The following is a 21,471-nucleotide window of genomic DNA, read 5'->3' on the forward strand; positions in this document are numbered from 1 at the left end:
CGGCCCGGGCTTCTTGAGCCGGGCCGCTTCTCCCCGCTCCAACCTTCATTCCATCATCCAAGATAAGGAGAACCATGTTGCGGTTCGTCCTCAGACGGCTCATCACATCGGTGCTGGTTCTCGCCGTGCTCACAGCGATCGTCTTCGTACTATCCCGTATCGTTCCCAGCGACCCAGCCGTCATTTATGCCGGTCCGAAGGCCCCGCCTGCCGAGCTTGACCGGGTCCGCCAAGAACTGGGTTTTGATCGTCCCTTGTTTGTTCAGTACTTCGAGTACTTGAGGAATCTGATTACAGGCGACTGGGGTCATTCCCTTGCCACAAAACGCCCCGTGTTGGAGGAGCTGTTCACGCGCCTCCCAGCCACACTGGAACTCATCGGGTTTGCGATAGCTCTGGCTGTTATAGCAGGGATCATCTTGGGCGTAGTGGCCTCCCGCCGCCCGGGCGGATTCTTCGACGGAGCAATCCGTTTCCTCTCTATCGGTGGGATTTCCGTGCCCGCCTTCTGGCTCGGGCTGCTCCTTCAACTGTTGTTCGTTGGAGGGATGGGAATACTTCCAGCCACTGGGCAATTCAGCAACTCCATCAAATACTCCAACCCCATCACTCATGTGACCGGTCTTCCCCTGTTGGACAGCATGATCACCGGCAACGGCGTGGCCTTCACCGACGGGTTGCAGCACATGATCCTGCCGGCCCTCACCCTGGCCGCATACCCTCTCGGACTCGTTGCACGAATGACCAGGGCCGCCATGCTCGATGTCATGAACCAGGATTACATCTTCACCGCCCGGGCCTACGGTCTGAGGGAGTCCGCCATCCGGTGGCGCCTCGCCCTGAAAAATGCTCTGCCACCCGTCCTGTCTATCGCCGGAATGGCTGCAGCCTACGCCCTGACCGGAACCTTCTTCGTCGAAGCTGTCTTCAACTGGCCAGGGATTGGGCAGTTCGCTACATCCTCCATGCTTGCAGTGGACTACCCGGCCATCATGGCAATTACACTCATGGGCGCCACAGCCTACCTGCTGGCCAACCTTCTGGTGGACATCCTGCAATCCCGAATCGATCCCAGAGTGAGCATGTCATGAGCCCCACCACCCAAATCGCCGCCCCTAGCCTTTCCGGGACGACCGGAGAACAGCAAACTCTCACACCGATCAAGCTACTCAAACAGTCGCTGGGCCGTGACCGTTTGGCCGCCGTCGGCGCCATGATCATTATCCTTCTCGTAATCCTGGCTGTTTTCGGGCAATGGCTGGCACCTTTCCCTGATCAGGGAATGGGTGCGACCAATGCCTCCGCCCGAAACCTCGCCCCCAACCCCTTAAACTGGCTAGGCACCGATCAACTCGGTCGTGACGTTCTCAGCCGCATCATCATGGGCGCGAACCCGGCGCTCACCATATCTTCCGTCGTTGTCGCGGCCGCTGCCCTCATCGGCATTCCCCTCGGCGCTGTCGCCGGGTATTGCGGTGGCTGGCTTGACGAAGCCTTGATGCGTGTGACCGAGATCTTCCAGGCCTTCCCGCCTCTGCTCCTGGCTATGGTGACCGTTGCGATTCTTGGGCCCAGCCTGACCAACGCCGGGATCGCCTTGGCCATCAGCTGGTGGCCCTGGTATGCGCGCCTTGTGCGAGCGGAAGCAAAATCCCTTCGGGAACGCTCCTACGTCGAAGCAGCCCGCGCCATGGGCATTCCGCAACTGCTCATCATCAGCCGCCATATACTTCGCAACTGCATGACGCCCATCCTCGTCCAAGCAACCGTTGACATCGGTACTGTGATCCTGGCCGCCGGATCCCTGGCATTCATCGGTCTTGGAACTCAGCCGCCCTTGCCCGACTGGGGCCTGATGGTCGCCGAAGGACGAGGACTTATATTCAGCTCCTGGTGGATAGCCACCTTTCCGGGGCTGGCCATTTTTGTGGCCGTCCTGGGATTCAACCTCCTCGGAGATTCGCTGCGCGACCTCCTTGACCCCAGGCAGGTAAAGCGATGACGCATGTACTTAGCATCCGCGATCTAAACGTCGAATTCACTGACCGGGGGAAGGTTACCAACCGCCCCGTCCGCGGGATCGACCTTGATGTTTCCGCCGGAGAAATTCTCGGCCTGGTAGGGGAAACCGGCTGCGGCAAGTCACTGACTGGACTCGCAGCCTTGGGGATCCTTCCACGGGGTGCACGGCGTACCGGGCAAGTGACCATCAGCAATGATCCCTTAGGGGCCGCATCAGAACCAGGCGGTTCAGTGGCCATCGTATTCCAAAACCCCGGAACTGCCTTCAACCCCGTCTTCACCCTTGGCCGCCAACTCAGCGATGTCCTGACCCGACACCGACAGATCTCAAGGTCCGAAGGCAAAGCTGAAATCATACGACACCTGACCTTGGTCGGCCTTCCCGACCCCGAACGTGTCTACCGCAGTTATCCGCATCAATTGTCCGGCGGGATGCTGCAGCGGGCCATGATTGCCATGGCTTTGCTACGCCAGCCCCGGCTATTGATACTGGATGAGCCGACCACGGCTCTGGACGTCACAGTCGCCCGGCAAATTTTGGTCCTCATTGACGAACTCCGACACAAGTTTGGGTTCGGTGTGCTGCTCATCAGCCATAACCTTGGCATCATTCGCGATGTATGTGACCGGGTGGCGGTCCTCTACGCAGGCAGGGTGATCGAAACCGGAACTGTGGAAGCCGTCATGAACAACCCACGCCACCCATACACCCGCGGCCTCCTGGGCGCCCTCCCAGCAGGGCGAACCAACGGCCAGCGACTGAACGCCATCCCTGGAACAGTGCCGGGAAACCTCCTCTCCCTCACCGGGTGCGCCTTCAGAAACCGTTGCTTGTATGCAGTCACCGACTGCTCCCTCACCGACCCGCTCCTCACCGAGACAGGACCACACCAGGCAGTCGCCTGCCTCCAGGAAGCCGAACTATGACCAACGTTCTCACCCTCGAAAACATCGTCAAAACGTTCCCGCACCATAGAAGAGTCTTCACGGCAGTCGACGACGTCTCCCTCAACATCCAGGAAGGTACCGTCTACGGCCTGGTCGGAGAATCCGGCTCTGGCAAAAGTACCCTGGCCCGCTGCGCCATGCAGCTAATGCGGACCACATCCGGGCGGGCCATCTTTGAAGGACAAGACCTCGGCATGCTAGGACCCAAGGCACTGCGCACTGTCCGTTCGCGAATGGGGATAGTACTGCAGAATCCCGTGGCGGCCTTGAACCCACGCATGACCATCGGGGCTTCAGTGGCAGAGCCACTACGGACCCACACTTCCCTGAAGGCGCAGACCCTCCAAGCAAGAGTAAACAATCTGCTTGACGAGGTCGGGCTGGGAGCCGAACACGCACACAGGCTCCCACACCAACTCTCCGGAGGACAATGCCAACGCGTCGGCATAGCACGCGCTCTGGCCACCTCGCCCCGTCTCCTGATCCTGGATGAACCCACCAGCGCTCTTGATGTTTCCGTCCAGGCCCAGATTTTGAACCTGCTCCAGGAGCTGCAGCAACAAAAGGGGCTGACGTATCTGCTGATCTCTCACGATCTCGACGTCGTCCGCTACCTTAGCGATGACGTTGCGGTCATGAAGACCGGAAAGATCGTGGAAAGCGGACCAGCCGAGCGGATCTTCACCAACCCACAGCACGACTACACCCGCAAACTCCTTGAGGCTGCCCCAGGGCACGGCCAGCCAGACATCGCAGACTCCCACACCTTTAACACGCAAGGCAGCGACTAGAACATGCTAGAGACAACAGCAAACGGTTTCCTCCTTACAAGTCCCGGTAAGATCGACCGCTACACCGGCCAGGACTTCAACGAGCCCGTCACCTTGGACAACTGGCAGGAAAGCCCATTCAACCGCTGGGGCTTCGCTCACATCAGTGAACTCGTTACTACCGCAACGATCCGTCGGGGCAGCTCATCCCAGCCCTTCATGGGAATGGCTGCAGACACCACGGAACAAGCAGAGAAGTGGCGCAGTGTTGACCAGTTCCTGGAATCCACGCACACAGACGCCATCGTGGTACTCCAGCACGGAAACATGGTCATGGAGCGCTACTTTGGCGCCTTCCAACCGCACGACCGGCACGTCCTGATGTCTGTTTCCAAATCCATCTGCGCGCTCACCATAGGCATTCTGGTGGGCAAAGGACTCATAGACACCCAACAGAGTGTCCGCCACTACGTCCCTGCGCTAGCGGGAAGCGCTTACGGTAACGCGACGATCCGCCAAGTGCTCGACATGACCGCCGCAGTCCGCTACAGCGAGAACTACCTGGATGCAGACGCAGAAGTCCAGCAGCAGGACAGGATCGCCGGCTGGCGTCCAAAGCTCGACACAGATTCAAGGGACACTTACGAATTCCTCACGCGCCTCCAGCCTGACGGCGAACACGGCCGATCATTCCAGTACTGCTCGGCCAGTACAGACGTGCTGGCATGGATCATTGAAAACGTCACCGGAAAGCGATACGCCGAAGTCCTCTCGGACGAACTATGGTCCCGGCTTGGGACCAGCGATGATGCACTCATCACCACCGATTCCGGGGGGTTCGCATTTGCGAACGGCGGAATCGCCTGCACCGCACGGGACATGGCCAAAATCGGACAGCTAATGCTGGACGAGGGAAAAGCCAACGGGCAAACAATCGTCCCATCATGGTGGATCAAGGACACGATGCGCGGCGGAGACCCGCAACTGGCCCGGGGAACGGCCTACCAGCAAGTCCACCCCAACGGCTCATACCGAAACCAATGGTGGGTCCCCGGAGATCCGCGAGGCACGGTCTACGCTGCCGGGATCCACGGCCAATTCATCTGGATTGACCCGATCAGCGACACAGTAATCGCGAAGTTCTCCTCCTGCCCACAGCCGGTCGCGCTCGAACTCAGCCAGACGCATGCCGAAGGTTTCAGGCAAATGGTCAACATCCTGGAACACACTCGTACCAGCTGACTTGCACTCGGCGTAACGGACTTCACTCTCTGGTTCACGCACAGCCTTTCCCGCAAGGTAGCCCGCTTTCCGCCCACATCTCAAGAAGGTTCCAGAGGACCTTGCAGCCGACGACGGCGGACTTCGCCGCCGTCGTCGGCTGGTCGTCGCGGTCGTCATCATCGGAGAAGTCGATATCCCGGACAAATCTCGAGCCAAAAAGCAACCTGGATTCAGGCTTCCCGCACCCTTTATGACAGTCAGATTCAACACCTGCCTCATCCGGGTAGGTGCTCGCGGTGGCAGCGACGGTAAACGCAAACCCGCCGTGGGCGACCGATGAGACGCCTTGGGAAGTAACGTCAGACGGGATCGGCCAGAGGCTGCAGGTCCTTGGCTGTAACCTCTTCGACCGACGGTTGGTTGTCCATGCCAGCGAGGCCGATGAGTGTGACCACTGCTGCAACAGCGGCAGCGATCGCACCGATCAGGAAGGCCAACTGGAATCCACTGCCCAATACCGTCAGGGCAACCTCGTGCGCACCAGCCGGGAGGGTGGGAACACTATTGACGGCAATTGCTCCACCGGCCTGGGCGATACCCAGAACCGGGCCTGCCTGCTCCGCCGGGAGGTTCAGCGCGCCCAAAGCTGGAATCAGCTGGCTGTTGGCCGTCCCGAAAGCGATTGCACTGCCTATGACGGGGCCGAGCGCGAAACCGAGATCGCGAACAAGGTTCGTCGTGGCGCTGCCCATCCCGGCAAGGGACTTCGGCACGGTGTTCACAGATACCTCCGAAATGGACGCGATGGTCAGGGCCCAGCCAATACCGATGAACGCCCCCGGAAGGAAGAACTTCGTCCAGTCAAAGTCGTGCGGGTCAAATCCGACCGCGATAAAGCCACCAACGGCGATCAACGCGAACCCGAGACTGAGAAGCCACCGTGGACTGACGGAGTGCAGGAGCCTGCCAACGACCGGGGCGAAGACGAAGGACGGGCCCTGCATCACGAGCCAAATGACCCCGATGTAGACCGCATTCTGGTGCTGCAGCACGCCAAGCCAAACGCTGGTGGAGAAACAATATATGAGAAATCCAAAGGTACCGATCACAGTTACGATGCCAACAATCGAGAATGAACGAATCCTGAACATGCCCAGGTGCAGCAGTGGCGAAGGTGTTCGCAATTCGATGATGATGAAAGAGGCCAGCAGGACAGCCGCGACGATGTAGCCGATGATGATCTCCGGTCGGCTCCAGCCGACCTCGGATCCCTGCACTGTGGCCCACAAGGCCACGGTCAGGCCCACTGCAAACGTCACCTGACCGGGAAGATCCAGCTTTCGGCCCATGGGCGCTGAGGAATCCGTTGCCCGGATAACCAGAACAAGCGTGATGACTGCGCCGACCGCGATCAGCACATAGCCGCCCTGCCACCAGCCCGCGTTTGCGAACGCCCCGGCAATGATGGGACAGATGGCACCGCCGAGGGAGAGAAATCCTGCCCAGGCCGCGATGGCTCGGGTCCGCTGGACTGGTGTGTGCACGACGGCGGCCACCATGGCCAACGACGTCGGATACAACGCGCCCGCGCCCAGGCCGTTCAGTGCAGCGCCAAGCCACATCACTTCAACCGTCGGAGCCAACACCGAGGCTACGCTTCCGGCCAGAAGGAGCAGTGACCCCAGATACATGAGCCTCTTTCGCCCAAAGATGTCACCGATGGCGCCGAAGGTTAGCTCGAAGACGACAACCGGAATCAGGAATGCTGCGGTGATCCACGTGAGCTGCGAAGCGTGGGCGTGAAAGTGCTGCTGCAGAACACCATTCAGGGATCCAGGTATGACGTTCGCAATCGAAGAGACGAACGGTGCGGCAAAGGCTGCCGTAAGCGTCGCGCCCACACGAACCTGGGTGCCGGGCGGGTACGGCTCAGGACCTTGATTCGATGGATTGGCAAGTTGATTCGGATAGGTCACGTGGAACTCCTTTGTTCACGGAAATGGGTGACGTAAACCCCACCGGGCTGATGCAGCGCGACGCCCCAGCCCGAATATATACGATCCGTATCGTATTGACAATGCCTGGACGGCCATCTGTCTGCCAGCCCCGGAGCAATCGATGCCTCCCACACGGGCAGGCAAACAGGAAGGGATTGACGCTGACAGCGTCAATCCCTTCCTGTGTTTGTTCCTTATCCAGCTATGCGCGGACGCCTTCCAGCACTGCCCTTAGTGTCTGGTCCGTCATCTTGCGATCAAGCGGTCCGGTCTGAAGCAACAACCGAAAGTAGATTGGCGAGTAGAGAAGTTCAGTCACAACCATGGGCGGTATGTCACTCGTGATCGCCCCCTCCTGGACCGCCCGCTCAATAAGGGCAAGCGCGGCTTCCAAGCGGTGATTCCAGAATCGGTCCTTGAATTCCGCCATGGCCGCCGGATCGTACTGGCACTCCGCAATTAGCTGGGCGACGAGGTGGCCCTCCCGGCCGCCATAAATCTCGGCCAGCGAGCCAAGGTGCTCTTTGAGTGCCTCGATCGCCGGGACATCCTCCCGTATGGGAGTACGCGCAATGTGATTGTCGAGGAAGGTGTCAATCACAACCGCAGCCTTGCTGGGCCACCACCGGTAAATCGTTGTCTTGCTTACGCCCGCTTCCCGGGCGACACGCTCAATCGATAGCTTTTGGACGGTCAGGGCACCAGGTTTTCTGTCATCAAGCAACGCCATGGTCGCATCGAGGATCGCTCTTTGACTCTGCTCGCTTCTAATCGCCATACGATGACTCTAATACGTGAATCATCCAATACGAAACGTTCACGATAGCCCGGCACCACTATGACGACCTGTCATGAAGGTCGCGTTTGCGCTGTTCGAAGTACCCTCTGAGCCTTCGCTTGACGGGCCACAGGGAAGTGTTTGCCCATCAGCGGCTTATTCCGCGGGAGCGTTGTGGGTGTTAGGCCATTTCTCCCGGCCAGCTTGCCGGACGAGTTCTGCCAGCCACGGCCTGCGGCCGCGATGGAACACCATACCTTCAGGCATTTCGTGGACTGAGGGTATTGAATCCTCGATGTCGAGACTGATCCGGCCAGCGGCCATGGGTGCGTTCCTGACATGCAGGTCACCATAGGACTTCGGGAGCACAGGATCCATCCAGAAACCGCCCTGGGACGCATCGGCATCAAATCCCAGCAGGCTGGTCACCAGGAAGATGGGTGTGGTCGCTGCCCAAGCCTGCGGGGTACAGGCCGTGGGATAGGGCACGGGCCGCGCGTAGCGTTCTCGGCTGAAGCCGCAGAACAGCTCGGGCAATCGGCCATCGGAAAGCTCGGCCGCCTCGAGCAGGGCAGTGGCGATACGCTGCGCTTCCTCAACGAATCCGTAGCGCAGCAGGCCGGCGGCAATGATCGCATTGTCATGCGGCCACACCGAACCGTTGTGATAGCTTGCCGGATTGTAAGCGCCCATGTCGCTAGCCAAAGTCCGCACTCCCCAGCCGCTGAACATTTCCGGGGACATCAGCCTTTCAGCAACCAGTGGGGCCTTGTCCTCGTCCACGAGTCCGGCCCAAAGGCAGTGGCCCATGTTGGAAGCGCAGGCATCGACTTGACGCTTGTCGCGGTCCAAGGCCACCGCATAGTAGCCCCGATCCGGCATCCAGAACTGCTCATTGAACTGTTCCTTCAACTGGCTGGCACGAATGGCCAACTCGTTTCCCAAGGGACCGTCTCCCGCTTGGTAGGCCATCCATGCACGCGAGAGATACGCAACGTAGACGTAGGCCTGCACCTCGCAGAGAGCGATAGGGGGTACGGCCAAGGCTCCGTCAGCGAAATTGATGCCATCCCAGGAGTCCTTCCATCCTTGGTTGACGAGCCCGTTGGGATTGAGTCGCGCGTACTCAACGAATCCGTCACCGTCCTTGTCGCCGTAGTCCCTGATCCAAGCCAGCGCCCGATCTGCATGCGGAAGGAGATCGGCGATGGTTTCTTTCGCGAAGCCCCAGCGACCGACGGACCCCAAGACCACCAAAAACAGGGGCGTTGCGTCCACGCTCCCGTAGTAGACGGACTTTCCACCCAGGGACAAACCGCTGGAAACGTCAAGCCGGACTTCGTGGAGGATCTTGCCTGGCTCCTCCTCGCTCAAAGGATCCACCACTGTTCCTTGCCGTTCTGCCAGCGTTTGGAGTGTGCCCAATGCCAACGACGGATCCACCGGCATCGACATCTCGGATGCCCACAGTGAATCGCGGCCAAACAGCGTCATAAACCAGGGCGCGCCCGCGGCCACCACGACACGGTCAGGATGGTTCGGATCCTCTATGCGAAGGGAACCCAAGTCGTCGTAGCTCCGGCGGCCAATTCGCTCGATAGAGAGGTTTCCCATCTGCACTACGGGAATCTTTGCCACCCATTCCTGCCGACGCAGGTCACGAGGGGATAGGCCGTCCTCATCAGGATGGACAAACATAGCTTCAGGATTGGTCCCCTCGGCCATCGGAGTCACTGTCAAGGTAGTGCTCCACTCGCCGTGCGGCGGGACCGAGACCCGGTATGTGAGCGTCTCTTGACCAATGTCCGCTCCAAGAGCCTGGACAACAACGCCCTTCCGGACATCTTGCCAAACAGCCTGGATGGTTAGTGTGTCCCCGTCAGATTGGCGGGTCTGATCCCAGCGCCGCTGGATCCGCGCCTCCTTCACCTCGAACAGATCTGCGAAATCCGCCTCAACTCTCAGTGAGACAACACAATCGACGCGGTCCAGTGAGTAATTTCCGATGCGCACATATTCTTGTATGCCCACTCCAACTTCCCGCAGCCGCTCCACAATCAGCGGGCTGTCCGCATACCCGTCAGAGCGGGAAACCCGCGTTGCAAACAGCGCTCGGTACGGCTCCTTCATCTCCGCCGCCAACGGCTCAAGGGGGTAACCGTTAATCGTGAGCTGCCAGCAGGACAAAATGCGTGTGTCCCTGACAAAAAGACCGTGTGGATGTTCCGGCTGTATGTCCCCGCTCTGCAAAGAGATGCAGAACGAGGACCCCTCGAGCAGGGTAATCGTCCCGGCTCCCAGAGGCCCCGCCGCCGTGTCCGCATTCCAGCCAGCCATCTCAGGCCCTCACAAATCTGAATCGCCCACCCTGATCCAGCGGGTCGTGTTGCTGCCGTCAGTGCCAATTCTTCGAACGACGCTACGCCTGCTTTCCCTCTCAGGCCAGAGCACGCGTTGACTCGTGACTAACCTCCGCGGTGGGGAATACGTTGCCTCATTAATAATCCTCCGGCTGGGTAGGCGGTTGCCGCGGTGAGTGGATGAGGGTTAAGGATCATGGACGCGATCGCGAATCAGTCGATGTCACGGAGGCATCGATCGTCAGGGTCGATGGTGCGCATGATGCGTTGGCAGATTTCACTCAGCTGGCGTGACTGAGTCTTAGTGAGAGGATCGAAGACGAGGCTTCGGACAGCCTCTACATGACCGGGGGCTGAGCTGGCGATTTTTTCCCACCCTTCTTCGGTCAGGGTTGCCAGAGTAGTACGGCCGTCGGTGGGGTCGGGTGAGCGGAGCACCCAACCGCGCTTTTCAAGACGGGCAACCACCTGGGACAGGCGCGGGAGCCCAGCCTCCGCAAAGCCAGCCAAGTCGCTCATACGACGGGTCCTGCCAGGGGCCTCAGAGAGCCCAGCGAGAACCGTGTACTCAAAGTGGCTGAGCCCTGCGTCGCGCTGCAGTTGAGCATCCAGGGCAGGGGGCAGCCGCATCAACACGCCAACGAATGCGAGCCAGGCCTGTCGCTCCTCGTCATTTAGCCACCGAGGTCCCGAAGAATGTTCCATGAGACTGAGCATACCCGAGAAAAACTTCAAGCATGAACTGTATTTTGACGTCATTCACTTGCAATGTGAACCAAATAGCCCTAGCGTTTGCTTCATACGTGAAGTAAAAATCTGATTCCATCCTACTGAATGCTGAGGATCTGAGATGACTGTTGTATCCGCGACCATCAAAGCGCACGGAATGGCCGCAGCCCTTTCTCGAGCGGCGGTCCGAAGCCAGGTCACTGTGCCCCTGCAGTTCCCCGACGGCTTTAGAGCAACAGCCGAAGTGCTGACCTTCAACGGACTGGCGGATGGGAAGGAGCATCTGCTGCTTGCCCTGGGCGAGTGGGAGCAGGCTCTGCTGCGCCATACGGACCCGGCACCACTCGTCCGGTTACATAGCGAATGCCTGACGGGAGACGTGTTCGGATCTGAGCGCTGTGACTGCGGACCCCAACTGCGGGAAGGCGTGGAACAGATCGCCGCAGCAGGCGGATTCCTGCTTTACCTTCGCCAGGAGGGCCGCGGAATAGGCCTGTACTCAAAGCTGGATGCCTACGCCCTCCAAGACGCCGGCCTGGACACCTACGAAGCCAACCTGGCTCTTGGCCATGGTGAAGACGAGCGCGACTACACAGCAGCGGCCCAGATGCTGACCGCCCTTGGCGCCGACAGCATCCGACTGCTGACCAACAATCCTGACAAGACAGCTCAATTGGGAGCCCTCGGGATCCAGGTGACGGAGCAGGTGCCTACGGGAGTCCACCTGTCCTCTACCAACCACCGCTACCTTGCCGCCAAACGCGACCGTACTGCCCATACGTTGAACCTCCCTGACTTCGCCTGAGCGCACCCCGGCTCACAAACTTTGGACCTTGGTTGTTCATCGCTAAACCCATACGAAGTTCCGGGGAGCACCGGATGGCTAAACGGTTATCGAGAACGTTGAGGCAAGGATGAGGCCGCCGCCTCCGAGCAGGGTCATGGGGTCCTGCGTGTCGGCAAAGAGCACGGTGGCGGGTTGCCCTCGGTCGAGCGGAAGCTTGATCATCCAGGCTTGAATGGCTTCGCGCATTGGCTCTCCACCTCCGCACACATCACCGTGCATGATGTAGGTCCCCGAGCCGAGTACTTCTTCGTTGTTGGCCATTCCAACGGCAAGGTTGCGTGCATAGAGATCCATCAAGTCCGCTGCGGCGGCATTTCCCTCAGCCGACAATGCCACCAGCGCAGCGGAATCCATCGATTCCGCCTGCGGTAGTTGGAGCTCGGCTGCCCGTTCCCGGAGCCAACCGAGGGTAGCGACGGTTTCCCAGCACCCTTGGCGCCCGCACCGACATGGAGCGCCGTCGAGCTGCACGGTGGTATGGCCGGATTCACCACCCGCGCCGTCCCTGCCGCGGACTATTGCTCCCTGGTAGACGATCCCGAAGCCCAATGCCTCGCCCGTATAGACGGAGGCAAAGTCCTGCAGATGCCGGCCCAGGCCAAACCAGCGGTCCCCCAGGGCCTGGACCCGCGGGTGGTGATCCACCAGGACTGGAACTCCGTACCGCTCCTGAAGCCGTGTACCGACCTGCAGCCCGTTCAGTCCTGGGGTGAGGTGCATGGAGATGATGGTGCCTGTGGTGGCATTCACCATACCTGCAGACCCCACACCGATGCCGATAATTTTCCGCCCGACAAAACACTCATCGGCGGACTCTTCAATGGCCGCCATGATGACCTCGCCGGAAGCGTCCCGTTCGTAGGCACGCGAAGCCTGAACACGGATTTTGCCGTCTATTCCCATGAGCGCAACCGTCACTCCGTCCGGTGAAATACGCACTCCGCCGAGCAGTGGCCCGTTATGGCTGAACCATAGTGGCCTGGCTGGCTTTCCACCGGTCACCGCTGCAGAGACGGGCTCGCCTTCCACCAACGCACCGTCATCAATCAGGGGCTGCAGAATCGAAGCAATGGTTGCGCGGTTCACGTTCAGCGCGCGCGCCAACTGTGCCCGGCTGGCAGGGCCATCCGTGTGAAGAACCTGCAGCACCCGTGCACGATTAGCTTCACCGATACGGGATGCAGTAATCAGCCGCCTCGACTCAACCGGGCCGCCCTTGGACGGCGAGGCGGTAAACGGGGGCTTGTCTTGAACGTCCACGACGAGATTCTCCTTCAAGCCAGCTGAACTCCAAAAGATATGTATGGACACACCTTACATGAAGTATGTATGCTGGGCACTCATACAAACCCTAGTGACTCAAGTCACTCACCCTGGGTATCGAATACGGACTCCGCTCCCTATTGAAGGATCTGACGCTAATGACCAGTTTGAAAACGGCGAATGTCGCGATCGTGGGTGGAGGAATCCGTGGCGGGCTCTTTGCCCGGGCCATCCAGGAGAACCCCCTGGGGCAACTAATCGCGGTTTGTGATCCAAGCCCGCACGCACGGGACACTGTCGCTTCCAAACACGGCGTCCCTGGCTACCCTTCGGTGGAAGAGATGCTCATTGCCCATCCTGAGCTCACGGCTGCGGTAATCGCCACCCCAGACTTCGCCCATAAAGAAGCAGCGATCGCGTGCGCCGCCGCTGGCTTGGATTTGATGATCGAAAAACCGCTGGCCACTTCCACGGCTGACGCAGAGGCCATCATCAAGGCCGCAGGCGCAGGCGGCGCCAGGATCATGGTCGGTTTCGAAAACCGATGGAACCCACGGTTCTCCGCCGTGCGGGAGCTTTTGAAGACCCAGGACAGTGGCAGTGTCCTGAACCAGATCATCAGCCTGAACGACACCATCTTCGTTCCGACGAAGATGCTCTCCTGGGCTGCTAAGAGTTCGCCGGCATGGTTCCTCATGCCCCACTCCCTGGACCTGGCCATGTGGCTCAGCGGCGCACGGCCGGTTTCAGTCCATGCGGTCGGGGTGAAACGTGTGCTGCCGGCACTTGACGTGGACACATGGGACTGCATCAGCGCAACGTTCGTCATGGACGACGGTTCCACCGCCGTCCTGCACTCCTCGTGGATCCTTCCCCAAACCGCACCGGCGGTCTACGATTTCCGCTACGAAGTGCAGACCAGCACAGATGCCTTCCACATCGATGTCTCCAACCAAGGCATCACCCACTACTCCCAGGACCGGGTTTCATGGCCTCAATGGGGCGTCACCGAGCGTGCAGGCCGCATTGGCGGCGTACCCATTGACATGGTCACCGAATTCATCGACTTCGTCCGCGGCACGGTCATCACAGTGCCCACAGCAACACAGGGACTCATCGTCACCCACGCCATCGAAGCGGTCCACCGTTCGCTGGAAAGCGGTGAGAGCGTTTCCCTTACAACCCGCGAAAACCTCCTGGCCCCCGCCCCTGTCAGCTGACGCATCTCCCCCAGCAAAGGAGAACAGCGCCAGTCCCCCGCATACTCCCCGGGACCTTCGAGCCGCCGCCACCTGCCGGCCAACGAGGTCCTTGTCGCGATCGAGGGTTCACCGGAATCCGGTGCACCGCAGACCGTCCACGCAAGGCATCTCTTCACCACCCACCCCCAACAAGACCTAAGGAACAACCATGAAGCGCAACAGGCAACGGCTGCTCGCAGTCGGCGTCACGGCTCTGCTGCTCGCCGGCTGCAGCACTACCGGAGGCGGCACGACGTCGGGCGCCAGCCAGGACCCCGGCGTGCAGGACTGGGCGACGAGCGTGAAGGAAAAGTACAACGGTACGTCCATCACCATCGCAGCCCAAACACACCCAAGTACCGCTGCAATGCAGGCAATGACTGCCGACTTCACAGCATTGACGGGCATTGACGTCCGGTGGGACATCGTTGACCAGAACAGCCTCAAGCAGAAAATCGAACTGGATTACCAGAGCGGCAACGCCGCTTACGACGCCGTCATGGTGGACGGGTTCTGGATGTCCAGTTTCGCTGAACGCGGCATAGTCGCAGACGTCAGCCAGCGGTTGAACAGCGCCCCGGATTTCTTCGACTACAAAGACATCCTTCCGGCCTACAGTGAGGGCCTGCAGGAAGTTGACGGCAAGTCCTATGGGGTCCAGATCGCCGGGGAGACCCGCTTCATCGGGTACCGCAAGGACCTCTTTGATAAGTACGGCAAGAAACCACCAACCACCATGAAGGAATACCTGGAACTCGCGCAGTTCTTCAACGGCAAGGAAGACGGGCTGTACGGGACGTCCATGCGGGCACAGAAGGGCATCCATTTCGCGTCCGGCTTGCTCACCTTGATGTACCAGTTCAGCACTGGCTTCTGGGATCCTAAGACCGGAGCGGATCAAATCGCCTCACCTGAGAATGTCCAGGCTCTCCAGTACTACCTCGACCTGCTCAAGACCATGCCCAAGGACGTAGGAAGCTACACGCACGAAGAAGCCCTCTCAGCCTTCACCTCGGGCCATTCGGCCATGTGGTTTGACGCTACAGCCATCGCCCCGACGATCCTGAACCCCGACTCGTCAGTTGTCGCCGACAAAGTCGCTTTCGTTCCGCCGCCCTCTGGACCCCGGGGCCAGTACGGAGCCCTTGCCGGATGGGGCCTCAGCCTGGCGTCGAAGGCCAAGAACGCTGACGCTGCCTGGGCCTTCATCACCTACATGACCTCCAAAGCCAAGGCCGCGGAATACACCCACAACGGCGGAGTTCCGACCCGGACCAGCACCCTGGCCAACCCCCAGACCGACCAGGAGAAGGTCACGTACCCTGCAATGCTTGAATCCCTGGACAAGGCCAAGAACCTCAGCGATGAAGGCATCAGCTGGTTGCCCAAGGTAGAACAGCTCGACGAAAAACTGACCATCATCGGCAACTACTGCTCAGAAGCCTTCGTAGGAAACCTGACAGCCAAGGAAGCCCTCGAACGCGCCAGCGCCGAAATCAAATCACTCTGATCAAGTAAGAACGAATGGTGGTGGTTGCGGACAGCCCCCAACCACCACCATGACCCAGCAAGGAGCAATCTAGTGAGCGCAGCATCGGTAGCGCCGGCCAGGGCCAACCGCAAAACACAGCGAAGCCCCTCTGAATTACGCAATGACCGCACCGGGCGGCTGTTTGTTGCCCCGGCAGTCATCATCGTCACCCTGGTGGGAGTCCTGCCGGGCCTGTTCCTCTACGGAATAAGCCTCTTCGACTACGACAGGGGAACACCACTGAGCGCAGCAAAGTTCATCGGACTGGAGAACTACACCCGGCTGCTTTCGGGAACGGACACCAACTTCTGGCCGGCAGTCGGAGTCACCATCGGCTTCTTGCTCAGCTCAACCCTGACCACGGTCCTGCTGGGGACCATCCTGGCACTCCTGCTTGACCGCATTCTCATCGGCCGCGGCATCATCACCACGCTCCTGCTGATCCCGCTCGTCATGGCACCCGTCATGGCCGGCCTCATCTGGCGGCTGATCTTCAACGACCTCAACGGCGCCCTGAACGCTTTCCTGCGGCCCATCGGCCTTGACCAGGCCTGGCTCGGCTCGCCACCGCTGGCCTTCATTTCCGTTCTCATCGTAGAAACCTGGCAGTGGACACCCTTCGTAGCGCTCATCATGTTCGCAGGATTGCGCTCCCTGGACCCTCGCCCCAAAGAAGCAGCCCAGCTCGACGGAGCAAACGCATGGCAGTTGTTCCGGAACATCACCTTTCCCATGATCCAACCAATCTTCGGGCTGGTGATCGCCCTGCGCCTCATCGATTCAGTCAAAATATTCGATACCGCCTACGCCCTGACGCAAGGCGGCCCGGGACAGGCCACCGAAACCTTGGGCCTGATGGTTTTCCACTACGGCCTCTACACCTCAGGATGGATCGGCCGCGCGTCAGCCGTCGCAGTCCTGCTGCTCATTCTGGTCATCATCATTTCCCAATTCGTCACACGCCACCTCAAAAAAGCAGAAGGGCTTCAGGGATGACCGTCGTAGAAGGACCGAACCTGACGGAAAAAGTCGCGGTTCCCGCGAAACCTGCCGTCATGAGCGCCAACCGCCGAAAGGCGAGAACAACAACAGCCCTTGTCTACGCCGTCGTTGGCGTCTGGGGCGTCATCACTCTCTTCCCCGTCGCCTTCACACTCATCTCATCCTTCAAACTCAAGCGCGACGTTTTGAACCCGGCAGCGTTCATCTTCCAACCCACGCTGAACAATTACGCAGAACTCTTCCAGGGGAAGCACTTCGGCGGATACATCACCAACAGCGTCATCGTGACAGTCGGGTCGGTGATCCCGTCCCTGGTTCTCGCGCTCATGGCGGCGTATGGCCTGACCCGCTTCGGCCTGCGGAAGGAACGCTCCGTCGCTTTGAACGTGTTGTCCTTCCGAATGATCCCTGCCATCGCCGTGGTGATCCCGTTCTTCCTGATAGCCCAGTTCATCGGCCTCCTGGACACCCAGATCCTGCTCATCATTGCCTGCATGACCATGAACGTCCCCCTTGCCGTCTGGATGCTCCGGGGGTTCATGCGGGACATTCCCATGGACATCGACGAAGCCGCCCAGCTGGACGGTGCCTCCCGATGGAAGATCCTGTGGACCATCCACACCCCCATACTGGGCCCCGGCATGGTGTCGGCAGGTCTGCTGCTTGTTATCCAAACGTGGAACGAATTCGCGTTCGCACAGTTCCTGACGTCCATCGACGCCCGCACGTTCCCGACAACCGTCAACTTCTTCATCTCGATCGCGGGCACGGATTTCGGACAAATGGCCGCCGCGGCAACAGTGGGAACAATCCCAATCCTTGTCCTCGCCATCATCTTCCAGCGCCGGCTCATCTCAGGACTGTCCTACGGCGCCGTCTAAGCCCGTCACCCGAAATTGTTCCACCATTCAGAAGACAAAGAGTAGGACACCCATGCCATCCCCCGTGTCACTTGGTGCAGCACCCGCCTCAGTCCTGGCCTTCGACGTCGGCGGTTCATTCATCAAAGCCGCGTTGATCGATACCAACGGCAATGTGCAGGGCTCCCGCAGCGTAGCCACACCACTCCACCCAACACAGCCGGCAGAGACAATACTGGACCGGATCGCAGAACTCGCCCGCGAGCTACAAGCAGAACACTCCCACGCAGAGGTCCAGGCAGCAGGGCTGACGGTACCTGGCATCGTCGACGCCGTCACAGGGACGGGCATCTACTCAGCCAACCTGGGATGGCGCGACTTCCCCTTCACCACCCAGGCCCAGTCGAGGCTCGGCATGCCCGTGGCTTTCGGCCATGACGTGGCCGCCGCAGGGGCAGCCGAACTACAAATGCGCCAGACACACGACTACCACGACGCCGCCGTCCTCATCATCGGCACGGGAATTGCCGCCGCAGTGTTCTCCGGCGACAAACCCGTGACCGCCGGAGGCTACGCCGGGGAAATAGGCCACGCACTGGTCCCGGCCCCTTCCGGCGGTACGACCATACTTGAAGCCCTCGGCTCAGCAGGAGCCATCGCCCACCGCTACAGGGCAATCAGCGGCAACACGGTAGACGGCGCGAAAGCTGTACTCTCGCTCGCCGCCGAGGGCGACCCGATCGCCCGGCAAGTCTGGGAAGAAGCAGTAGACGCACTGGCCTTCAGTATCAGCCAGTGCGTCAGCATCCTGGGCACGGAGGTCTTCGTCATCGGTGGTGGACTCTCCCAAGCGGGGGAAGCCTTGCTTGCGCCCTTACGAAAAGCGGTCTACGAACTGCTGACCTTTCATCGCCGCCCCCGCATTCTCCCTGCAACCCTTGGCCAAGACGCTGGATTGATCGGAGCAGCCCTGTATGCCAGGGCAATTCTTGTGACTGGTTCATCCTAAGTCCATGCCGCTGCCGTCACGAACATCCCGAAAGCTACTCCTCATTACCCGGCTCATTACCCGCCGATGATCGGAATACTATCGGTGCGGCTCGTGTAGTCGTTGCGGAGTCAGTTTCCAGAGCCGCAGCGCGAAGTGCACATCGACGCGGCGTGACGGCGTTCGCCACTGCGGGCCGAGCAGGGAGTCGATCCGCTCAAGCCGTTGCTTGACGGTGTTCTGGTGGATGTGCAGCTGCGCAGCCGTGGTTTGGAGACGACTCCCAGTCTCGAGGTACGCCCAGAGCGTGCCAAGCAGTTCAGTTCTGTGCGCCCCGTCGTAGTCCTGAACAGGACCGAGCGTTCGTTCGATGATCCGCCCTGCGGTTGCAGCGCGGTCATGGCTGAGCATGATTCCGGCAATACCCAGATCGTTGAGGTCGGCAAACCCGCGTCGCCAGCCGAGTTCTTTGGCGGCCGTGACGACTTCGGAGGCCTCATCATGGGCCTCACGGACACTGCTGATGGTGCCGCCGGTCGCTGTTGCGTGCCCGATTACTGCGGACAGCCCATCCTCGTGCAGGATCTGGTCCAGTTCTTCGGCCAAGGCTGCCGCGTTCGACGTCGTCACCACGCAGATGTGGCCCATGTGGGACGAAACGAGCATTGGAGCTTTTCGAAGTCTCTGTTGCACGATTGCAAGGGCGGCGTGCCGTACCGCAGGATCAACCAGGATTACCAGGACGGCGATCTTATTGCGGAATTCAATGCCGTAGGCGACGAACTTGGCTCTCACAGCATGAGCCTGGTCCTCGGTCCGGCTGGCAAGCAGATCTTCCATGAGTGTTGATTGGGCGCGGTTGTTGGCATCCACGAGGGTGCGTTCGAACAGTAGCGCTGCGCTCACAAACACCGAACCCCGCTCAAGTAGTGCGGTCTCTTTGCTTGCGGAGCCGTTCATGACCAACGTTGCCAGGTGCTCATTGCCGGCCGCGATGGCGACAACCGTGTAGGCATCACCTTTGTGTCGAACGGTCGCAGCACTCGCGCCATGCAGGGAACTGCTGATTGCCGATTGCACCCCCCACGTCTCAAGCGCGGGCTTGCTCAGCGTCACGGATCCGAAGCGGTGACGCCCTGCCGGGTCAAACAGTCCCAAAGGCCGCCCCGTTGCTTCTTCGAGCACTGCAATCACGCCCTCCGCGTTGACGGAGGCGACCATACTTCCCATCAGCCGCTCATCCAGCGCAAGCATTGATTCCAGTTCCCGGGTCCGGCCGGCGTTGCTGGTAGTTGTACTCCCTATCAGCGCCCGAAGCTGAGTAATCTCACTCCCCCGGCGGGTCTGTTCGAGTGCAAGGGCGGCTTGGGCTGCCATGTGCTCAAGGGCCCGTTGTCCGGCCGCCGGAAGGCTGGCCGGGGTGCGATGTGCGACGAGAAGTGCACCGACGATCCGACCACCTACCCTGAGCGGCGCCCCGGCGATCGCCTTCACGCCTTCGACGGCGACGATCTGGTCGATGGTGGCTATGTGGTTCATGTTTGGGTCAGCCAGGTAGTCAAGAGTGGAGGCGGTTGAGCCGCCAGTCGCGACTGCTCCCAGTACCCCGGTGCCCAACGGCATGCGGATGTTCCGATATGCCTCGGTTCGCACGTTGTCCGTGACATGGATGTACGTTTCTCCGGCAGGGAGGTCATTCAGGCTGAGGTATGCCATATCGGCGCCCAAAAGGGTGCGAGTGCGGCGCAGGATCCCCTTGAGGATGAGTGTACGATCGCGCACGCTTGCCAGGTCCGTCGAGCTCTCGGTGGCGGCCATGAGGATTTCCGGGTCCCCTGGTGCCCTGAATTCCTGGATTCTGGACTCGGTCACACGGTGATTCTACTGCCATATGTCTACGCGGGCCATGCATTCGCTATTTATATATCCCTTGGCACCATGGTTTTGCTTTTCACGAACCTGCAGAGTGGGGGAACGGAAAAAGTTGCCGCTAACAACAAGGAGGTTGTAGTGACTGATATGCGCGTGCATATTCTGTCCACCGGGATCATGGAGACCGACCTGACCTGGCTTCTGCTCAAAGGTGGGCGGACCATCCGCGACCGGCACCATAAAGAGGAGCCTGTCGTCTGGGGCGATTGCCCCACCCATGCTGTGCTCATCGAGCATCCGGAGGGGCGGATTCTGTGGGACACGGGCGTTCCCCGTGACTGGGAGCAGCGATGGGCGCCGACAGGGTTTCAGGACTTCTTTCCGGTACGTGAGCCAGTGGACGGACCGGGCTATCTGGACTCTTCTCTCGCTCAGCTGGAATTGACACCGGATGATATCGACATCCTGGTGCTCTCACACCTGCATTTCGACCATGCAGCAAACGCCTCGATGTTCAACAACGGCAAAACCCGGATCATCGCCAACAGCGCCGAGATCGCTGGCGCACGTGCCATTGAAGGCTATTCGAAGGGAGCGCACATCGTCTCGGACTACGAGTCGCTCAGTCTGGAAGGGGTCAGCGGCGACGTGGAGATCGTGCCCGGCGTCAAGGTAATAGAGACCCCGGGGCACACCTGGGGAACCATGTCTTTGCAGCTTGATCTCAAGAACGAGGGGACGAAGATTTTCACGTCGGACGCGGTATACCTTGCGGACAGTTGGGGGCCTCCCGCCGTCGGTGCGGCGATCGTTTGGGACAACGTTCGCTGGCTTGAGTCTGTCGAAAAACTCCGGGTGATCGCCAACCGTACGGGAGCGGAGGTTATCTTCGGCCACGACGAGGAACAGGCCAGGTCACTGCGATATGCACCCGATGGGTTTTACAGCTGAGCCGGCGCTGGGAGAGAGCACATGATCCTCTACGATTTCGCTTGCCAGAACGGGCACCACTTCGAGGCTGGCGTCGCGACAATGACAT

At 60.1% G+C, this 21,471-nt stretch carries 18 protein-coding genes; 12 read left to right on the forward strand and 6 right to left on the reverse strand.

Translation table 11 applies throughout. The features are described from left to right. The first annotated feature begins 74 nt into the window (after window positions 1-74). The 5 genes from ACTAQJ_RS05105 to ACTAQJ_RS05125 are packed head-to-tail and all read left to right on the forward strand — an operon-like array spanning window position 75 to window position 4,982. The gene (locus ACTAQJ_RS05105; RefSeq protein WP_498701188.1) at window positions 75-1,091 is read left to right on the forward strand and encodes an ABC transporter permease; all 1,017 of its coding nucleotides are present in this window, start codon (window positions 75-77) and stop codon (window positions 1,089-1,091) included. Next, entirely contained in the window at window positions 1,088-2,002 is a 915-nt protein-coding gene (locus ACTAQJ_RS05110; RefSeq protein WP_431114966.1) for an ABC transporter permease, read from the forward strand. The genes ACTAQJ_RS05105 and ACTAQJ_RS05110 overlap by 4 nt, the downstream gene beginning before the upstream one ends. After that, a complete protein-coding gene (locus tag ACTAQJ_RS05115) occupies window positions 1,999-2,949 on the forward strand; it encodes an ABC transporter ATP-binding protein (RefSeq protein WP_498701191.1) in 951 nt (316 codons plus the stop codon). Before ACTAQJ_RS05110 ends, ACTAQJ_RS05115 begins: the two co-directional genes overlap by 4 nt. Continuing rightward, window positions 2,946-3,761, forward strand: coding sequence for an ABC transporter ATP-binding protein (locus ACTAQJ_RS05120; RefSeq protein WP_498701192.1), 816 nt, complete (start codon window positions 2,946-2,948; stop codon window positions 3,759-3,761). Before ACTAQJ_RS05115 ends, ACTAQJ_RS05120 begins: the two co-directional genes overlap by 4 nt. Window positions 3,762-3,764: 3 nt before the next feature. Further along, the gene (locus ACTAQJ_RS05125) at window positions 3,765-4,982 is read left to right on the forward strand and encodes a serine hydrolase domain-containing protein (protein ID WP_498701193.1); all 1,218 of its coding nucleotides are present in this window, start codon (window positions 3,765-3,767) and stop codon (window positions 4,980-4,982) included. Between the two features lie 341 nt (window positions 4,983-5,323). Here ACTAQJ_RS05125 and ACTAQJ_RS05130 read toward each other — a convergent pair whose 3' ends face one another. The 4 genes from ACTAQJ_RS05130 to ACTAQJ_RS05145 all read right to left on the reverse strand — a co-directional run bounded on the left by ACTAQJ_RS05130 (window position 5,324) and on the right by ACTAQJ_RS05145 (window position 10,804). Beyond that, the gene (locus ACTAQJ_RS05130) at window positions 5,324-6,940 is read right to left on the reverse strand and encodes an MFS transporter (protein WP_498701195.1); all 1,617 of its coding nucleotides are present in this window, start codon (window positions 6,938-6,940) and stop codon (window positions 5,324-5,326) included. A gap of 223 nt (window positions 6,941-7,163) precedes the next feature. Further along, a complete protein-coding gene (locus ACTAQJ_RS05135; protein WP_498701197.1) occupies window positions 7,164-7,739 on the reverse strand; it encodes a TetR/AcrR family transcriptional regulator in 576 nt (191 codons plus the stop codon). Window positions 7,740-7,895: 156 nt separating this feature from the next. After that, window positions 7,896-10,076, reverse strand: coding sequence for an amylo-alpha-1,6-glucosidase (locus ACTAQJ_RS05140; RefSeq protein ID WP_498701198.1), 2,181 nt, complete (start codon window positions 10,074-10,076; stop codon window positions 7,896-7,898). A 236-nt stretch (window positions 10,077-10,312) separates the two neighbouring features. Then, window positions 10,313-10,804: a MarR family winged helix-turn-helix transcriptional regulator gene (locus ACTAQJ_RS05145; RefSeq protein ID WP_431114959.1), complete on the reverse strand. Its 492-nt coding sequence runs from the start codon at window positions 10,802-10,804 to the stop codon at window positions 10,313-10,315. Window positions 10,805-10,985: 181 nt separating this feature from the next. Between ACTAQJ_RS05145 and ACTAQJ_RS05150 the strand changes: the two genes are divergently transcribed. Beyond that, the gene (locus ACTAQJ_RS05150; protein WP_498702152.1) at window positions 10,986-11,633 is read left to right on the forward strand and encodes a GTP cyclohydrolase II; all 648 of its coding nucleotides are present in this window, start codon (window positions 10,986-10,988) and stop codon (window positions 11,631-11,633) included. 78 nt (window positions 11,634-11,711) lie between these two features. Here the strand turns inward: ACTAQJ_RS05150 and ACTAQJ_RS05155 are convergent, their stop codons facing one another. Further along, window positions 11,712-12,935 carry an ROK family protein gene (locus tag ACTAQJ_RS05155; protein WP_431114958.1) on the reverse strand — a complete coding sequence of 408 codons (1,224 nt, stop codon included), beginning with the start codon at window positions 12,933-12,935 and terminating at the stop codon, window positions 11,712-11,714. A gap of 161 nt (window positions 12,936-13,096) precedes the next feature. On the opposite strand from ACTAQJ_RS05155, the gene ACTAQJ_RS05160 reads away from it, so the two are divergent. From ACTAQJ_RS05160 to ACTAQJ_RS05180, 5 genes are all read left to right on the forward strand, one after another. Then, on the forward strand, window positions 13,097-14,158 hold the full coding sequence (locus ACTAQJ_RS05160; RefSeq protein WP_431114957.1) for a Gfo/Idh/MocA family protein: 1,062 nt from the start codon (window positions 13,097-13,099) through the stop codon (window positions 14,156-14,158). A gap of 190 nt (window positions 14,159-14,348) precedes the next feature. Further along, complete coding sequence (locus ACTAQJ_RS05165) at window positions 14,349-15,689, forward strand: ABC transporter substrate-binding protein (RefSeq protein ID WP_431114956.1); 1,341 nt, start codon at window positions 14,349-14,351, stop codon at window positions 15,687-15,689. A gap of 72 nt (window positions 15,690-15,761) precedes the next feature. Beyond that, on the forward strand, window positions 15,762-16,706 hold the full coding sequence (locus ACTAQJ_RS05170; RefSeq protein ID WP_431114955.1) for a carbohydrate ABC transporter permease: 945 nt from the start codon (window positions 15,762-15,764) through the stop codon (window positions 16,704-16,706). Further along, window positions 16,703-17,593 (forward strand): carbohydrate ABC transporter permease, encoded by an 891-nt coding sequence (locus ACTAQJ_RS05175; protein ID WP_498701201.1) that lies wholly within the window; start codon window positions 16,703-16,705, stop codon window positions 17,591-17,593. The genes ACTAQJ_RS05170 and ACTAQJ_RS05175 overlap by 4 nt, the downstream gene beginning before the upstream one ends. Window positions 17,594-17,645: 52 nt before the next feature. Continuing rightward, complete coding sequence (locus ACTAQJ_RS05180; protein ID WP_431114953.1) at window positions 17,646-18,581, forward strand: ROK family protein; 936 nt, start codon at window positions 17,646-17,648, stop codon at window positions 18,579-18,581. 78 nt (window positions 18,582-18,659) lie between these two features. On the opposite strand, the gene ACTAQJ_RS05185 is transcribed toward ACTAQJ_RS05180, so the two are convergent. After that, window positions 18,660-20,432, reverse strand: a complete 1,773-nt coding sequence (locus tag ACTAQJ_RS05185) for a helix-turn-helix domain-containing protein (protein ID WP_498701202.1) — start codon at window positions 20,430-20,432, stop codon at window positions 18,660-18,662. A 147-nt stretch (window positions 20,433-20,579) separates the two neighbouring features. Between ACTAQJ_RS05185 and ACTAQJ_RS05190 the strand changes: the two genes are divergently transcribed. Then, a complete protein-coding gene (locus ACTAQJ_RS05190; protein ID WP_431120213.1) occupies window positions 20,580-21,383 on the forward strand; it encodes an N-acyl homoserine lactonase family protein in 804 nt (267 codons plus the stop codon). Window positions 21,384-21,471: the final 88 nt, after the last annotated feature.

It is taken from the genome of Arthrobacter sp. alpha11c (genome assembly GCF_054149985.1).